The organism is Nocardia sp. SSK8 (assembly GCF_037034205.1).
Lineage (GTDB): Bacteria > Actinomycetota > Actinomycetes > Mycobacteriales > Mycobacteriaceae > Nocardia.
On sequence record NZ_JBAGKD010000017.1, the window covers coordinates 37,281 to 52,685 of the forward strand.

General features: G+C 68.2%; 15 protein-coding genes and 1 pseudogene. 9 read left to right on the forward strand and 7 right to left on the reverse strand.

Going from position 1 to position 15,405, the window contains the following annotated elements; genetic code table 11:
• Nucleotides 1-47 precede the first annotated feature (47 nt).
• A complete protein-coding gene (locus tag WA675_RS25040; RefSeq protein ID WP_336087662.1) occupies nucleotides 48-1,877 on the reverse strand; it encodes an acyl-CoA dehydrogenase in 1,830 nt (609 codons plus the stop codon).
• A gap of 324 nt (nucleotides 1,878-2,201) precedes the next feature.
• Between WA675_RS25040 and urtA the strand changes: the two genes are divergently transcribed.
• The 5 genes from urtA to urtE all read left to right on the forward strand — a co-directional run bounded on the left by urtA (nucleotide 2,202) and on the right by urtE (nucleotide 7,033).
• On the forward strand, nucleotides 2,202-3,452 hold the full coding sequence (urtA, locus tag WA675_RS25045) for an urea ABC transporter substrate-binding protein (protein ID WP_336087663.1): 1,251 nt from the start codon (nucleotides 2,202-2,204) through the stop codon (nucleotides 3,450-3,452).
• Between the two features lie 69 nt (nucleotides 3,453-3,521).
• Nucleotides 3,522-4,406: an urea ABC transporter permease subunit UrtB gene (urtB, locus tag WA675_RS25050; RefSeq protein ID WP_336087664.1), complete on the forward strand. Its 885-nt coding sequence runs from the start codon at nucleotides 3,522-3,524 to the stop codon at nucleotides 4,404-4,406.
• A complete protein-coding gene (gene urtC, locus WA675_RS25055; RefSeq protein ID WP_336087665.1) occupies nucleotides 4,403-5,539 on the forward strand; it encodes an urea ABC transporter permease subunit UrtC in 1,137 nt (378 codons plus the stop codon). The genes urtB and urtC overlap by 4 nt, the downstream gene beginning before the upstream one ends.
• Nucleotides 5,536-6,348 (forward strand): urea ABC transporter ATP-binding protein UrtD, encoded by an 813-nt coding sequence (gene urtD / locus WA675_RS25060; protein WP_336087666.1) that lies wholly within the window; start codon nucleotides 5,536-5,538, stop codon nucleotides 6,346-6,348. Before urtC ends, urtD begins: the two co-directional genes overlap by 4 nt.
• Nucleotides 6,341-7,033, forward strand: coding sequence for an urea ABC transporter ATP-binding subunit UrtE (urtE, locus tag WA675_RS25065; RefSeq protein ID WP_336087667.1), 693 nt, complete (start codon nucleotides 6,341-6,343; stop codon nucleotides 7,031-7,033). Before urtD ends, urtE begins: the two co-directional genes overlap by 8 nt.
• A gap of 3 nt (nucleotides 7,034-7,036) precedes the next feature.
• Here urtE and WA675_RS25070 read toward each other — a convergent pair whose 3' ends face one another.
• Nucleotides 7,037-7,921, reverse strand: a complete 885-nt coding sequence (locus WA675_RS25070; protein WP_336087668.1) for an NERD domain-containing protein — start codon at nucleotides 7,919-7,921, stop codon at nucleotides 7,037-7,039.
• A gap of 164 nt (nucleotides 7,922-8,085) precedes the next feature.
• Between WA675_RS25070 and WA675_RS25075 the strand changes: the two genes are divergently transcribed.
• Nucleotides 8,086-8,631: a carboxymuconolactone decarboxylase family protein gene (locus WA675_RS25075; protein WP_336087669.1), complete on the forward strand. Its 546-nt coding sequence runs from the start codon at nucleotides 8,086-8,088 to the stop codon at nucleotides 8,629-8,631.
• An 89-nt stretch (nucleotides 8,632-8,720) separates the two neighbouring features.
• A complete protein-coding gene (locus WA675_RS25080; RefSeq protein WP_336087670.1) occupies nucleotides 8,721-9,098 on the forward strand; it encodes a VOC family protein in 378 nt (125 codons plus the stop codon).
• A gap of 3 nt (nucleotides 9,099-9,101) precedes the next feature.
• On the opposite strand, the gene WA675_RS25085 is transcribed toward WA675_RS25080, so the two are convergent.
• Nucleotides 9,102-9,425, reverse strand: a complete 324-nt coding sequence (locus WA675_RS25085) for a DoxX family protein (RefSeq protein WP_336087721.1) — start codon at nucleotides 9,423-9,425, stop codon at nucleotides 9,102-9,104.
• A 302-nt stretch (nucleotides 9,426-9,727) separates the two neighbouring features.
• Nucleotides 9,728-10,555 (reverse strand): annotated as a pseudogene (locus tag WA675_RS25090) (NmrA family NAD(P)-binding protein).
• Between the two features lie 94 nt (nucleotides 10,556-10,649).
• Between WA675_RS25090 and WA675_RS25095 the strand changes: the two are divergent.
• Nucleotides 10,650-11,048, forward strand: a complete 399-nt coding sequence (locus tag WA675_RS25095; RefSeq protein ID WP_336087671.1) for a winged helix-turn-helix transcriptional regulator — start codon at nucleotides 10,650-10,652, stop codon at nucleotides 11,046-11,048.
• A gap of 39 nt (nucleotides 11,049-11,087) precedes the next feature.
• On the opposite strand, the gene WA675_RS25100 is transcribed toward WA675_RS25095, so the two are convergent.
• The 3 genes from WA675_RS25100 to lpdA form a co-directional block, all read right to left on the reverse strand.
• Entirely contained in the window at nucleotides 11,088-11,786 is a 699-nt protein-coding gene (locus WA675_RS25100; protein ID WP_336087672.1) for a polysaccharide deacetylase family protein, read from the reverse strand.
• A gap of 23 nt (nucleotides 11,787-11,809) precedes the next feature.
• A complete protein-coding gene (locus WA675_RS25105) occupies nucleotides 11,810-12,280 on the reverse strand; it encodes a L,D-transpeptidase (RefSeq protein ID WP_336087673.1) in 471 nt (156 codons plus the stop codon).
• 204 nt (nucleotides 12,281-12,484) lie between these two features.
• Entirely contained in the window at nucleotides 12,485-13,888 is a 1,404-nt protein-coding gene (gene lpdA / locus WA675_RS25110; RefSeq protein WP_336087675.1) for a dihydrolipoyl dehydrogenase, read from the reverse strand.
• 107 nt (nucleotides 13,889-13,995) lie between these two features.
• Between lpdA and WA675_RS25115 the strand changes: the two genes are divergently transcribed.
• Nucleotides 13,996-15,198 carry an AraC family transcriptional regulator gene (locus WA675_RS25115; RefSeq protein WP_336087676.1) on the forward strand — a complete coding sequence of 401 codons (1,203 nt, stop codon included), beginning with the start codon at nucleotides 13,996-13,998 and terminating at the stop codon, nucleotides 15,196-15,198.
• Nucleotides 15,199-15,405 lie beyond the last annotated feature (207 nt).

Sequence of the window (15,405 nt, forward strand, 5' to 3'; positions counted from 1 at the left end):
CCATCCCCGGCAGGTGGGCACTAGGCACGCTTTCCGGGGCTGACGGTTCAGAAGGCGTCTTCCGGGACTGCCATGAGGTCGGTGTCGAGGGTGGCGAGGATGTTCTTGGTCGCGGTGAGTTCGGGGAGGACGTTCTTGGCGAAGAAGCTCGCCACCGCTACCTTGCCCTGGTAGAACGGGCGGTCCTTGGGGGTGGACTCGCCTGCCAGGGCCGCGGCGGCGATCTCGGCTTGGACGAGCAGGCGCCAGGCGATGAGGAGGTCGCCTACCGACATCAGGAAGCGGACCGAGCCGAGGCCCACTTTGTAGAGTTCGGCCGGTTCGTTCTGGCCCGCCATGGCGTAGTTGGTGAGGGTGGTGGCCATGGCGCCGATGTCGGCCTGGGCGGTGCGCAGCAAGTCGCGTTCGGCGCCGAAGCGGCCGGTGTCGTTGTCCAGGAAGGCGGTGATCCGCGCGTTGATGTGGCCGAGGGCCGCGCCGCGATCGCGAATGATCTTGCGGAAGAAGAAGTCCTGGGCCTGGATGGCGGTGGTGCCCTCGTAGAGGGAGTCGATCTTGGCGTCGCGGATGTACTGCTCGATCGGATAGTCCTGGAGGTAGCCCGAGCCGCCGAAGGTCTGCAGGGATTCGGTGAGCAGCTGGTAGGCGCGTTCGGAGCCGACACCCTTGACGATGGGCAGCAGCAGATCGTCGACGCGGTGCGCCAGCTCGGCATCGGCACCCGAGACCAGCTGGGCCACATCGGCATTCTGATGCGCCGCGGTGTAGAGGTACACCGCGCGCAGCCCTTCGGCGTACGCCTTCTGCAGCATCAGCGAGCGGCGCACATCGGGGTGGTGGGTGATGGTGACGCGCGGTGCGGCCTTGTCGGCCATCTGGGTGAGATCGGCGCCCTGCACACGCGTCTTCGCGTACTCCAGCGCGTTGAGATAGCCGGTGGACAGCGTGCCCGAGGACTTCACGCCCACCGTCATGCGCGCGTTCTCGATGACCTTGAACATCTGCGCGATGCCGTTGTGCACATCGCCCACCAGCCAGCCCTTGGCGGGCACGTCGGTGCCGCCGAAGGTCAGCTCGCAGGTGGGTGAGGACTTGATCCCCATCTTGTGCTCGACACCGGTCACATAGACACCGTTGCGGTCACCGAGCTCGAACGTCTCGGGATCGAACAGGAACTTGGGCACATAGAACAGCGACAGCCCCTTCGTGCCGGGCCCAGCGCCCTCGGGCCGGGCCAGCACCAGGTGGAAGACGTTCTCGGCGATCTCACCGACATCGCCGCCGGAGATGAACCGCTTGACGCCCTCGATGTGCCAGGAACCATCCGGTTGCGGGATCGCCTTGGTGCGTCCCGCGCCCACATCGGACCCGGCGTCCGGCTCGGTCAGCACCATGGTGCCCTGCCAGCCGCGTTCGAAGCCCCCGCGCGCCCAGCGCTGCTGCTCCTCGGTGCCGACCTCGTAGAGCACCGAGCCCATCAGCGGGCCCATATTGAAGAAGCTGGCCGCCGGGTTGGCACAGATGACCAGCTCGTTGAGCGCCCACATGACCACATTCGGGGCTGCCGTGCCGTCCATCCCCTCGGGCATGCCGAGCCGGTACCAGCCCGCCTCCTGCACCGCCGCGACGGTCTTGCGGAGCGGTTCGGGCACGGAGATATCGAAGGTCTCGGGCCGGTAGACCACCGGTTCCCGGTCGGCGGCGGCGAAGGAGTCCGCGATCGGGCCCTCGGCCAGGCGCCGTACCTCGTCGAGGATCTGGCGCACCGTCTCGGAGTCCAGGTCGCCGTAGGCGCCGGTATCGAGGAGCTTGTCGAGGGCGAGTACCTCGAAGAGATTGAACTCGATGTCGCGCACATTTGCCTTGTAGTGCCCCACTGGGGTCCTCCTCGAAAGACCTCGCGCGACCCGGCGCCGCGCGGTTCCGGCTGTTCGACGTCGTACGAATCGTCAGATTGCCGCACCGGCACCTGCCTACGCAACCGTAGGGAAGAACCCCGATAACCCGGCTGAGAGGAATTGTTCACACGGAGGAAACAGACGAAACGGGCACGTGACCGAGAGATATTCCGGTGCAACAAGTTCCCTCTACTGTTCCGACTCACGAATACAGCCGCTGTATACACCTCGGTGTACAGGCAGCGGCGGTGTTCGTTGTGGCGCGTCTGGCGTCGCCGTTACACCTGATGAGGAGAACCGCCCATGTCTCAATCCCGTTTGGTCAAGGCACTCACCGTGCCTGCCGCGGTGGCCGTAGCAGGCCTGTTGCTCACCGGTTGCGGTGCGCGTGACGACGCGTCCACCGGCTCGAGCGCGGTCTCGTGCGTCGACACCAGCAAGGACACCATCAAGGTCGGTTCGCTGCACTCGCTGTCCGGCACGATGGCCATTTCCGAAGTCACCGTGGCCAATTCGACCAAGCTGGCGATCGACCAGATCAACGCGGCGGGCGGCGTGCTCGGCAAGAAGATCGAGATCGTGCTCGAAGACGGCGCCTCCGACCCGAAGACCTTCGCCGAGAAGGCCGAGAAGCTGATCAGCTCCGACTGTGTCGCCGCGGTCTTCGGTGGCTGGACCTCGTCGAGCCGCAAGGCCATGAAGCCCAAGTTCGAGAACCTGAACTCGCTGCTCTACTACCCCGTGCAGTACGAGGGCCTGGAAGACAGCAAGAACATCTTCTACACCGGCGCCACCACCAACCAGCAGATCGTGCCCGCGCTGGACTACCTCAAGCAGAAGGGCGTGAAGTCACTCTACCTGGTGGGGTCGGACTACGTCTTCCCGCAAACCGCCAATCGCGAGATCCGCGCCTACGCCGAGGCCAACGGCATCGAGATCAAGGGTGAGGACTACACCCCGCTCGGCTCCACCGATTTCTCCACCATCGTCAACAAGGTCCGTAATGCCAAGGCGGGCGCGGTGTTCAACACCCTCAACGGCGACTCGAACGTGGCGTTCTTCCGCGAGTACACCAACGCAGGCCTGAAGGCCGCCGACATGCCGGTGGTCTCGGTGTCGATCGCCGAGGAAGAGGTCGCCGGTATCGGCGCGCAGAACATCGCCGGTCAGCTGACCGCCTGGAACTACTACCAGACCGTCGACTCCCCGGCGAACAAGAAGTTCGTCGCCGATTACAAGGCCGCATTCGGCGCCGACAAGCCCACCTCGGACCCGATGGAAGCCGCCTACACCTCGGTCTACCTGTGGAAGAACACCGTGGAGAAGGCCAACTCCTTCGCCGTGGCCGACGTGCAGGCCGCCGCGGACGGCGTCAGCTTCGACGCCCCCGAGGGCACCGTCACCATCGACGGCTCCAACCACCACATCACCAAGACCGCCCGCATCGGTGAGATCCGCCCGGACGGCCTGATCTACACCGTGTGGGACTCCGGCAAGGCGATCACCCCGGACCCGTACCTGAAGTCCTACGACTGGGCCAAGGGCCTCAAGTAACAGCCCGACCGGTGTGGGACGCGTCCCCGGACGCGTCCCACACCGCCCGTCTGCAAGGAGTCCACTGCAATGGACGTAGTGATCGGCCAGCTCTTCACGGGGCTGAGCCTGGGATCCATTCTTCTGCTCGCCGCGCTGGGCCTGGCGCTGACCTTCGGTCAGATGGGCGTCATCAATATGGCGCACGGCGAATTCATCATGGCCGGGTGCTACACGACCTACGTTGTGCAACAGGTCTTCTCGTCGGCGGGGGTCTCACTGATCGTGTCCCTGCTGCTGGGCTTCCTGGTCGGTGGCCTGCTCGGCGCCGCCCTGGAGATGGGCCTGATCCGGTACATGTACGACCGGCCGCTGGACACGCTGCTGGTCACCTTCGGTGTCGGCCTCGTTCTCCAGCAGGCCGCGCGGGACATCTTCGGCGCGCCAGCCAAGAACGTGCTGGTGCCCGAATGGCTCAGTGGCGGAATCACCATCGCGGGCGCGGTGGTGCCCAAGACCCGCATCTTCATCCTGGTACTGGCGATCGTCGCGGTGACCGCGCTGGCCGCCGTCCTCAAGACCACCCCGATGGGCCGCCGCATCCGCGCCGTCGTACAGAACCGCGGCCTGGCCGAGACCTCGGGCATCTCTTCGCGTTTCACCGATATCAGCACGTTCTTCATCGGGTCCGGCCTGGCCGGTGTGGCCGGTGTGGCGCTGACGCTGATCGGCTCGACCAGCCCGACCATCGGGCAGAGCTATCTGATCGACGCGTTCCTGGTGGTCGTGATCGGTGGCCTCGGCCAGATCAAGGGCACGGTGATCGCGGCCTTCGCGCTCGGCCTGCTCAATTCCTTCATCGAATACTCGACCACGGCCTCCATCGCCAAGGTGATCGTGTTCGTGCTGATCGTCATCTTCCTGCAGGTGCGCCCGCAGGGTCTGTTCACCGTGCGGACGAGGAGCCTGGCATGAGTGCACTCACCGAACGCCTGCGCGCGTATCCCCGGCTGACCCCGCTCGCCGGATTCGGCATCGCCGCTATCCTGCTGTTCGCCGTCGCCCCGGCGGTGCTCAGCGACTTCCGGCTCAACCTGCTGGCCAAGTTCCTGTGCTTCGCCATCGTGGCCGCCGGGATCGGATTGGCCTGGGGCCGAGGCGGAATGCTCACCCTCGGTCAGGGCGTGTTCTTCGGTATCGGCGCCTACATCATGGCCATGCACATGCAGATGGCCGACGCCGCGCGCCTGGGTAACGACGTGCCGGAGTTCATGGAGATCTCCGGGATCAGCGAGCTGCCGGGCTTCTGGCAGCCGTTCGCCTCGGGACCCGTGGCGATCATCGCCATTCTGGTGCTGCCCGGCCTGGTGGCCGCGGTGCTCGGCTACGGCGTGTTCAAGCGCCGGGTGCGCGGCGCCTACTTCGCCATCCTGAGCCAGGCGCTGGCCGCGGCGTTGGCCATTCTGCTCACCGGGCAGCAGGCCATCGGTGGCTTCACCGGCCTGTCGGACTTCCGCGCGTTCTTCGGCTTCAAGCTCTCCGACCCGGTCAACCGGCAGATGCTGTTCTTCATCGCGGCGGGCACGCTGCTGGTGGTGGTGGCGCTGATCCGTCAGCTCAACCGCAGCCGCTACGGCGAACTGCTGGTGGCGGTGCGCGACGCGGAGGAGCGGGTGCGCTTCCTCGGCTACGACCCGGCCAATATCAAGATCGTCGCCTATGTGGTGGCGGCGTTCCTGGCCGGTATCGCCGGTGCGCTGTTCACCCCGATCGTCGGAATCATCTCCCCGGCCGATATCGGTGTCATCCCGTCGATCGCGTTCCTGATCGGCGTGGCCATCGGTGGCCGCACCACGCTGCTCGGCCCGATTCTGGGCGCGATCGGGGTGGCCTGGGCACAGACCTCGCTGTCGGAGTCGTTCCCGTCGGGCTGGACGTACCTGCAGGGCATCCTGTTCATCGTGGTGGTCGGCTTCATCCCCGCCGGTCTCGCCGGGCTGTGGCCGCTGCTGCGCGACCGGATCCGCGCCCGGCGCGCGAGCACCCCGCCGCCCACCGCGCCCGCCGAACCCGTCGTCGATACCGAGGAGAAGGTGGCCGCGCGATGACCGCACCCACGCACGAACCCAAGGCCGGTGGCAATGCCGGAATGGACAGCGAATACCTCGAAATCCGCGGTCTGTCAGTGAGTTTCGATGGCTTCAAGGCCGTCACCGAGGTCGACCTGACGGTCTTGCAGGGCGACCTGCGGTTCCTGATCGGCCCCAACGGCGCGGGCAAGACCACCCTCATCGACGCCATCACCGGCCTGGTCCCGGCCACCGGCTCGGCACAGAAGTCCGGCACCGAGCTGCTCGGCAAGAAGGTGCACCAGATCGCCCGCCTCGGCGTGGGCCGCACCTTCCAGACCGCGAGTGTGTTCGAGCAGCTCAGCGTGTTGCAGAACCTCGATATCGCCGCGGGCGCGGGCCGGTCGGCGCTGTCGCTGCTGCGCACGCGCAAGTCGGTGCTGCCCAGCATCGAAGAGGCACTGGAGACCACCGGACTGTCCGCCCTGCGCGACAAGCCCGCTGGTGTGCTCGCGCACGGGCAGAAGCAGTGGCTCGAGATCGGCATGCTGCTGGTGCAGAACGCCTCGGTGCTGCTGCTGGACGAACCGGTCGCGGGCATGAGCGCCGAGGAGCGCGAGGAGACCGGAAACCTGTTGCGCCGCATCGGCGGTGACCGGGTGGTGGTCGTGGTCGAGCACGACATGGACTTCATGCGATCGTTCGCCACCTCGGTCACCGTGCTGGCCGGGGGCAAGGTGCTCAGCGAGGGCAGCGTCGAACAGGTGCAGGCCGACCCGAAAGTGCAGGAGGTCTACCTCGGCACCGCGAATCTGGCCGCGACAGAAAAGGAATCGTCCGATGCTTGAACTCGTCGACGTCCACTCCGGCTACGGGCGCACCGAAGTCGTGCACGGGGTCAGCCTCACGGTGCCCGACGACAGCGTGGTGGCGATCATGGGCCACAACGGCGCGGGCAAGACCACCCTGCTGCGCACCGCTGTGGGACTGCTGCCCACCAAGTCGGGCACCATCACCTTCGACGGCGAGAAGATCACCAAACTCTCGCCCTCGCAACGGGTCAAGCGCGGCATCGCCTATGTGCCGCAGGGTCAGCAGAGCTTCGGCCAGCTCACCACCGCCGAGAACCTGCAGGTGGTGGCCGACGGCCGCAAGCGCGGCAAGGCGCTGATCGAGGAGTCGCTGACGCTGTTCCCGGCGCTGCGGGAGCTGCTCGGGCGCAAGGCCGGACTGCTCTCGGGCGGGCAGCGGCAGCAGCTGGCCATCGCGCGGGCGCTGATCACCGAGCCCAAGCTGCTCATCCTCGACGAGCCCACCGAGGGCATCCAGCCCTCGGTGGTGGCCGAGATCGAGCGCACCATCATCGAGCTCACCCAGCGCGGCGGGCTCAGCGTGCTGCTGGTCGAGCAGCACATCGGTTTCGCGTTGCAGGCCGCCCAGCAGTACTACGTGCTGCACTCCGGGCATGTCGGGTCCACCGGCGAGGGTGGCGCGAGCGCGGAGTCCGCGGTGCGCGCGGCCATGGCCATCTGAGGCTCAGCAGCCGTTCTGGAACGGGAAGCACTCCACCGGGCGCTGCGTGGTCGGCGCCCGGGTGGTGGTGCTCTGCGAGGTCTCCGATACCGGCCGCGGATGCGGCGGGTCGCGCAGCACCGCGAGCACGACCAGCACCAGCACCACGAACGCCCCGAGCACGGCGACCGCGAACACGGCCATTCCGGCCAGTTTCCCGCGGTCGCCGTGTTCGTCCGGCGGCGGTGCCATCACCGGCGCGGCGAACCGGCTCGGCGGCGGAATGGGGTTCGACGGCGTGTGGCTCTCCGCGAAACCGGCCTCGGCCAGCTCGGCCGCGGTCGGCGCGAACGACGCCAGCCCGAGGGCCGAGCAGGTGTTGAGCACCCGGTCGATGGTCCACGCGCGCGGGCCCGCGGAGAATCCCTCCAGGTAGATGCGCAATTCGTGGGCGTCGACGGTATTGGCGACCAGCACGTCGAGCCCCGGGCGCAGCGCGGTGCGCGCCGGGCGCACCACCACCCCGCGATAGGGCACCAGGACCACCGCCCCGCACACGTGCTTGCTGTCCTGCAGCGACTGTTCCAGCGCCACCCGCACTGCGTGCACCCCGTGCTCGAGGCGGTCGGTGAGCCCGGACGACGGCTCCGCGTCGAGGTCCAGCGGACTGTCGCTGATCGTCCACGAACCCTCGGCCGAGACCGCGAGCAGCCCGCTCTGCCTGCGCCGGAACCCCTTGACCTCGAGCACGGTGATGCCGTGCGGTGTCACGATCACCGCGCCGAGCCTGCGATCACCCACCCGGCAGTCGACCAGCGCGAGCCCCGTGCTCGGAAAGGCGTGCAGGCATTCCACGAACTCCCGCTCGGCGCCGGAGAGCTCCGCCTCCGGCCTGATCCGAACCAGCATCCCGATGTTTCCCCTACCAGTGCCGCGAACTGACACCGCCGCTGCGCGCCGCGGTACACCGATCATGACGCGCAACTGTTCCGAAAACCACTGGAACCCAAAGAAAACCAGGTCCGTGCCCGCACTCGGCGCCGCGATCGGCTACCGGCGAGTACGCTGCGGCCATGGCTGCAGCGCCCCTACCACGCGTTTCCCCGGGCCGGTTCGGTGAACTGGGCCCGATCAACTGGGTTGTCTGGCAAGTTCTTTCGCGTGCCTCAGGCACCGAGGACGCGCATCTGTTCAGCACCCTCGGCCGCACCGGCGGGTTGTTCCGCGGCTGGCTGCACTTCTCCGGCAAGCTCATGCCCGGGGGGAGGCTGCGCCGGGCCGAGGCCGAACTGGTCATCCTGCGGGTGGCCCACCTGCGCGAATGCGACTACGAGACCGATCACCACCGTCGGCTGGGCCGCAAGGCCGGGCTCACCGCCGCCGAGCTCGAGCGGGTCGCCGAGGGGCCCGCGGCGCCGGGCTGGTCGGACCGGCAGCGGGCGCTGCTCACCGTGGTGGATCAGCTGGTGACCAGCCGCGATGTCGACGATGCCGGGTGGGCCGGGCTGGCCGCGCACTTCGACGAGCGGCTGCTGATCGAGATCGTGCTGCTGATCAACCAGTACGAGGGACTGGCCGCCACCATCACGACCTTGCGGATCGCGCGCGACACCTTCTGATGTGACCCACGTCATACAGCGGGTCGCCGGAAAAGCTCCCACAGTTTAGGCGTACAACGTACGGAGTTCATCGCCATCGAGGAGAGCCCATGCAAATCACCGCTTCCGCCATCTCGCTCAATGTCGCCGATCCGCAGGCCTCGGCGCGGTTCCTGATCGACCATCTCGGGTTCACCGAGCAGCTGGCCGCCGACGGCTTCGTCTCGCTGGCCAGGGCCGACGCCGGGATGAATGTCATCTACCTGCGCACCGGCCTGGCCACCTTCAAGCCCGCGCGGATCGCGGGGAGCGCGGGCGAGGGTGTGCTGGTGGTGTTCACCGTCGCCGATATCGACGCCGAGTACGCGCGGCTGCGCGGCGAGGGCGTGCCGATCGAGACGGCGATCGAGACCGAGGAGTGGGGCGAGCGCTACTTCCAGATGACCGACCCCAACGGGGTCGTCATCCAGCTCGTCCAGTGGGTCTGACGCTCAGCGCCGCGCGACCCGCAGCGCCGCGAGGATCATCGGGATCTGCAGCGGCAGGCGGGCCAACACCCCGGCCTTGAACACCGGCGAGGCCTTCGGGTTGCCGACCACGTCGACGGCCATCTGGATATTGGCCGGGAACACCCCGACGAACAGGGCCGCGGCCAGCCAGCCACCGAAGCGGCGGGTGCGCGGCACCGCGAGCGCGGTGGCCACACCGAGCTCGGCGACCCCGGAGGCGTAGGTGTAGGTCCGCGGGTTACCGGGGAGCTTCGGGGGCACGATGCCGTCGAACGGCTTCGGCGCGACGAAGTGCAGGACACCCATCACGAACAGCAGCCCGCTCAGGTAGGAGTGCGCGCGTCGACGGGGAGTTTCGTTAGCAGCCACATCCGAAACTCTGCCATACCGCTCCCCATCGACCCACCCGTCGCCCGCCGCTCCCCGAGGCCCCGGCCCTGGCCGCTCATCGCGCCGCCGGACACCGAGGCCACCCGGCGGCCGAGCCAGCATGGTCACGGCCCGGGCGGGCTCGTTATCGGCGCCCCCAGGACCTCGGCGGCCGGAGTGGCCGGGCGACCGAACGCCACGCCATCGCGGCCGCGGTGTCCAGCCGGGCGGGCTCGTTATCAGCGCCTCAGGACCTCGGCCGCCGGGGTGGCCGGGCGACCGAGCAGGGTGGTCAGGTCGCCGGTCGTGACCTCGAGCAGGCCGTTGGCGATGCCCGCATCGGCGTCGGCGAGGACGGCGGCGTGCTGGTCGTCGAGGCCCGCGGCGCGCAGGGCGGCGGCGTAGTCGACTTCGGTGAGGTTCTCGTAGCGGACGCCGGGGCCGATCGCCACGGCGAGTTCGGGGCCGGTCAGGGCCTGGTCGCCGCCCAGTTCGTAGACCCGGCCCGCGTGGCCTTCGCCGGTGAGGACGCGGGCGGCGGCCTCGGCGTAGTCGGCGCGGGCGGCGCCGGAGACACGGCCCGCGCCCTGCGCGCCGTGCAGGACGCCGGTGGCCGCGGCGGCCGCGGCGGCGCCCGCGTAGTTCTCCCACTACCAGCTGTTGCGCAGCAGGACCGTGGGCACGGCGGCCGAGGCCAGGACCTCTTCGGTGCCGCGGTGTTCGCCCGCCAGGATCATCGGGTTCACGTCGGCGCGCGGGATGCTGGTGTAGGCGAGCAGCTCGACGCCCGCGCGCTCGGCGGCGCGCACGACATTGGTGTGCTGGGCGACGCGCGCGCCGAATTCGTTGCCCGAGACCAGCAGCAGCCGGTCGACGCCGGTCAGCGCGGCGTCGAGCGCGGCCGGGTCGTCATAGGACGCCTGCCGGACCTCGACCCCGCGCGCGGCCAGATCGGCGATCTTCGACGGGTCACGCACGATCGCCACCGGTCGCTCACCCGCGTCCACCAGCGCTTCGACGACGAGCCTGCCCAGCTGTCCACTCGCTCCGGTCACCGCGACGGTCATAGCTACCTCCACTGCTCTACTTTTCTCATGCACTAACTATTAGTAAGCACTATGCCTTCAGTATGCACTTCGGTCAAGTGAGTACGATGAGGGCATGAGCGAGCACGTCGAGGAGTCCGATCCCGGACTGGAGGCCGATGTCTTCGCCAGGAACTGCTCCTCCCGGCCCGTCCTGCACAACGTGACCGGGCGCTGGGGCGTGCTCGCGCTGGTCGCCCTGCGCGAGGGGCCCTACCGGTTCAGTGCGCTGCGCCGCCGGGTCGACGGTGTGAGCGAACGCATGCTCTCGCAGACCCTGCAAGCCTTGGAACGCGACGGCATGGTGCACCGGGAGGTGCTCGAGGCGATTCCGCCGCGCGTGGAGTACACGCTCACTGAGCTCGGCGCTCAGGTCGCCGAGAAGCTGGCGGCACTGATCGTGGTGCTCGAGTCGAATATCGACGCCATCGGGGCGGCCCAAGCGGCCTACCAGCCGCGCCACGCCAGCGAGTAGGCGTCAGCGGCCGCCGATGGCGAGCGGGCCAGCCAGCGGCTAACCGGCGGCGAGCAGACCGGAGACGGTGGTGAAGCGGTAACCCTGGGCGCGCAGGCCGGTGACGATCTCGGCGATGGCGTCGACGCCGGTGGTGCCGTGCATGACGTGCAGCAGGACGATCGAGCCGGGACGGGTGTTCGCGATGGTGTCGGCCACGATGGCCTCCCGGCTCGCGCCACCCGCCGAATCGGGCTCGACATCCCAGGTCACCGCGGTGCGATCGTGGTCGGACAGGTAGTGCGGCAGCGTCCACAGCTTCTTGCCGTAGGGCGGGCGGAAGGTGATCGGGCCGGGAAAGCCGGTGCGGCGGATCTCGGCGTCGGTGTTCTCGATCTCGGCGCGCACGGTGTCCTCGGCGACGAAGATCATCCGGCGGTGCGAATAGGAGTGGTTACCGAGTTCGTGGCCCGCGGCCGCGATGGCCGCGCCGTATTCGGGATGCGCGGCCAGATCCCGGCCGACCAGATAGAAGGTGGCCGGAACCTGGAGTTCGGCCAGGGTGCGCAGGATTTCGGGGGTGCGCGCGGTGGGCCCGTCATCGAAGGTCAGGGCGACCAGTTTCTCGTTCGTCTCGACCCGATCCACCAGCCGCCCCGCGACCTGATACGTCCGCGAATTCATCAGCGTGTACAGCCCGGCGCACACCGCCACCACCACGACTACACCGACAACCGCACCGATCAACCACTTACGCACACTGCTGTATACCGCAGATCGGGTTAGGGGATGACCTGGGTGATGTCTCCGGGGTTCAAGTAGTCGAAGAAGCGGTGCGCGCCGTCCTCGGTCATCCGGACGCAACCGTGCGATTTCGAGTCGACCGGGCCCACATGGAAGGCCATGTCACCGTTGAAGAAGGTGGCCCAGCGCATCGGGGCATTGTGCATGGTGCTCCAGTGGAATTCCCGCTTGAAGGAAATCCGGGTCACCGCGGGCGGGGTCTCGAATCCCGGCATTCCGTGCGAGATCGGCGTCGGGCCGAAGATCACCCGGCCGTTGTCCACCAGCCAGGCCTCGTTCGTCGAGAGCCGCAGGCACGCCTTGGCCTCCACCACCGGGCACGGCGACGCCGTCGGAACGACCGAGGGAACGCCCGGAATGTCGGGGCCACCGGGGAAAAGGGGTTCGGCCATCGCGGGGGCCATGGTGCCGAATCCGGCCACCGCGACCAGCGCCGCCACACGTGCCATCACACCGAGAATGCGCATCGGGTTCGTTGCCTCTCTGTACTCACGAGATCAGGTCTAGCGACTATCAAGCGAACGAAAGAGCTCCCAGAATCATGGGCTATGGAACGTGATTCACCAAATCAACGCCCGTAATTTGGCCGAAAAGAAATACACGACAAAGGGGCGGCCGCGAATGCGACCGCCCCTTTCGGTGTCTTCGTCCACTCAGAAGTTGATCATGTGGCCCGCGAGGCCGTGGATCGCTTCCTGGAGAGCTTCGCTGAGCGTCGGGTGGGTGTGCACGTTGCGCGCGAGCTCGTTGACGGTCAGGTCCCACTTCTGGGCCAGGGTCAGCTCGGGCAGCAGCTCGGAGACATCGGGGCCGATCAGGTGGCCGCCGATGAGTTCGCCGTGGGTCTTGTCGGCGATGAGCTTGACGAAACCGGTCGGGTCGGCCAGGCCGTGCGCCTTGCCGTTGGCGGTGAACGGGAAGGTCGCGACCTTCACGTCGTAGCCCTCGTCGCGGGCCTGCTCCTCGGTGAGACCGAAGCTGGCGACCTGCGGCTGACAGAAGGTGGCGCGCGGCATCATCCGGTAGTCGCCCAGGGTCAGCGTCTCGGCGCCGCCGATGGTCTCGGCGGCGACCACGCCCTGCGCCTCGGCCACGTGGGCCAGCTGCAGCTTGGCGGTGACGTCACCGATCGCGTAGATGTGCGGCACGTTGGTGCGCATGTACTCGTCGATCTCGATGGCGCCGCGGTTGGTGAGCTCGACGCCGGTGGTCTCCAGGCCGTAGCCCTCGACGCGGGGCGCGAAGCCGACGGCCTGCAGCACCTTGTCGACGGTGACGGTCTCGACCGCGCCGGACTTGTTGTCCTTGATCTGGACGGTGACCTTGGAGCCGTCGTCGTCGATCGTCTGCACGGCCGCACCGGTGGTGATGGTGATGCCGAGCTTCTTGTACTGCTTGGTGATCTCCTTGGAGACGTCCTCGTCCTCGTTGGGCAGGGCCCGGTCGAGGAACTCGACGATCCGCACGTCGACGCCGTAGTTCTTGAGAACGTAGGCGAACTCCATGCCGATCGCGCCCGCGCCCACGATGAGGATCGACCCGGGCAGGTCGCGGGTGAGGATCTGCTCCTCGTAGGTCACGACATTGTCGGAGAGCTGGGTGCCCGGCAGCAGCTTGGTGGTGGTGCCGGTGGCGATGATGACGTTGTCGAACGTGATCGTCTCGGCGCCGCCCTTGGTCAGGGCCACATCGAGGGAGTTCGGGCCGGTGAAGGTGCCGAGACCGTCGAACTCGTCGATCTTGTTCTTCTTCATCAGGAAGTGCACGCCCTTGACGCGCCCCTCGGCCACCTTGCGGCTGCGATCGAACGCCGCGCCGAAATCGAAGCTGACCTCACCGGAGATGCCGAAGGTCTTGGCTTCCTTGTGGAAAATGTGGGCCAGTTCGGCGTTGCGCAGCAGTGCCTTGGACGGGATGCAGCCCACGTTCAGGCACACGCCACCCCAGTATTTCTGCTCGACAATCGCTGTTCGCAGGCCGAGTTGAGCGGCACGGATCGCGGCGACATATCCGCCGGGACCAGCGCCGAGAACGACGACATCGTAGTGGGAAGTCACGCCACCGAGCCTAACTCTGTTTCGGGGAGTTCACCCACCCGTCCCCCACTTCGGTGAGATGCGCGCACGCCCACCTCCCACCCCGTCGCGCCGGTACGCTCGAGACCGTGAGCGGCCCGCCGATCAACACCCCAACCACCGCCCACCCCACCCGGGCCCGCAACGCGGCTACCGGCCCGATCGACAGCGCGGCCACTGGCACGGTTGGCCACGCACCGACCAGACCGACCGGCAGCACGGCTACCGGCGCGGCCGAAGTCGTCGATGTGGTCGGTGTGCCGCCGGGGATCGGCAGCAGGCTCGATGGCACTGTGTCGACACAGCTGGTCCGGCTGTTGCTGCGGGCGGCGCGGCGGGCGGGGGTCGCCGAGGCGGAGCTGGCGCGCGTGCCCGGCACCGACGAGGTGGTGTTGCGGGGTGAGCTGAACCGGATTCCGATGCGGTCGCTGATCCGGCTGTGGGAGCTCATCGCGTACGCCCGGCCGGACGCGGGCTCGGGCGCCGCGATCGCCGCCGACGCGCCCCTCGGCACGCTCGACACCTGGGATTACCTGGTGACGACCGGCCCCACGCTGGCCGATTCGCTGCGGGCCGCGCAGCCCTATCACCGCCTGGTCACCGCGGCCGCCGAGGGCTTCGATCTGTCCGGCGACGGCGATCTCACCATCGGCTACCGCACCTCGGCCGACGACCCGGCCGTCACCTCGGTGGTCAACGAGTACGTCCTGGCCTACTACCTGCGCCGCGCCCGCGAAGCCACCGGCCGCCCGCTCATCCCCACCCGGGTGCGTTTCGGGCACCGCGCCCCCACCGACCGTTCCGCCCTGATCGACGTATTCGGCACAGACAACATCGAATTCGACGCGGGCTCCGACGAGATCACCTTCCACCCCGACGACGCCACCGCCCCACTCCCCCGCGCCGACCCAGCACTCGCCGACCTGCTGCGCAGCCACGCCGACCTCGTCCTCACCTCGGCCCGCCCCATCGCCGACCCGCTCGACCCGTTCCGCATCGCCCTGGCCGCCGCCCTCGACGCGGGCGACCCCGCCCTCTCCCGCGTCGCACGACACCTCGCCATGAGCGACCGCACCCTCCAACGCCACCTCGCCACCCACGACACCTCTTGGCGCACCGAACTCGACCGCCTCCGCCACGAACGCGCCACCGCCCTCCTCGCCGAGGGCCACAGCACCACCACCATCGCCCACCGCCTCGCCTTCACCGACGACCGCGCCCTCCGCAAGGCCTTCCACCGCTGGACCGGCTCCCCACCCACCACGGCGCCACGAACCCGACACCGACCCTGACCTGGGCGCCACCGGCGATCCCCGCGCGGACATCGGGGTGGCGGTCAGCCCCATCGTGCTGCCGACCGGTCACCGCCGTCCCGGCCGAGCCAGGTGCGGCGTCCCGGACACCCACACGAGACCTCCTGTCGCACAACAACACTGGCCAGCTCGCCAGCCGAGCACGGTGGCGACCCCATGAGCACCCGAACGACACCACCGCGCGGG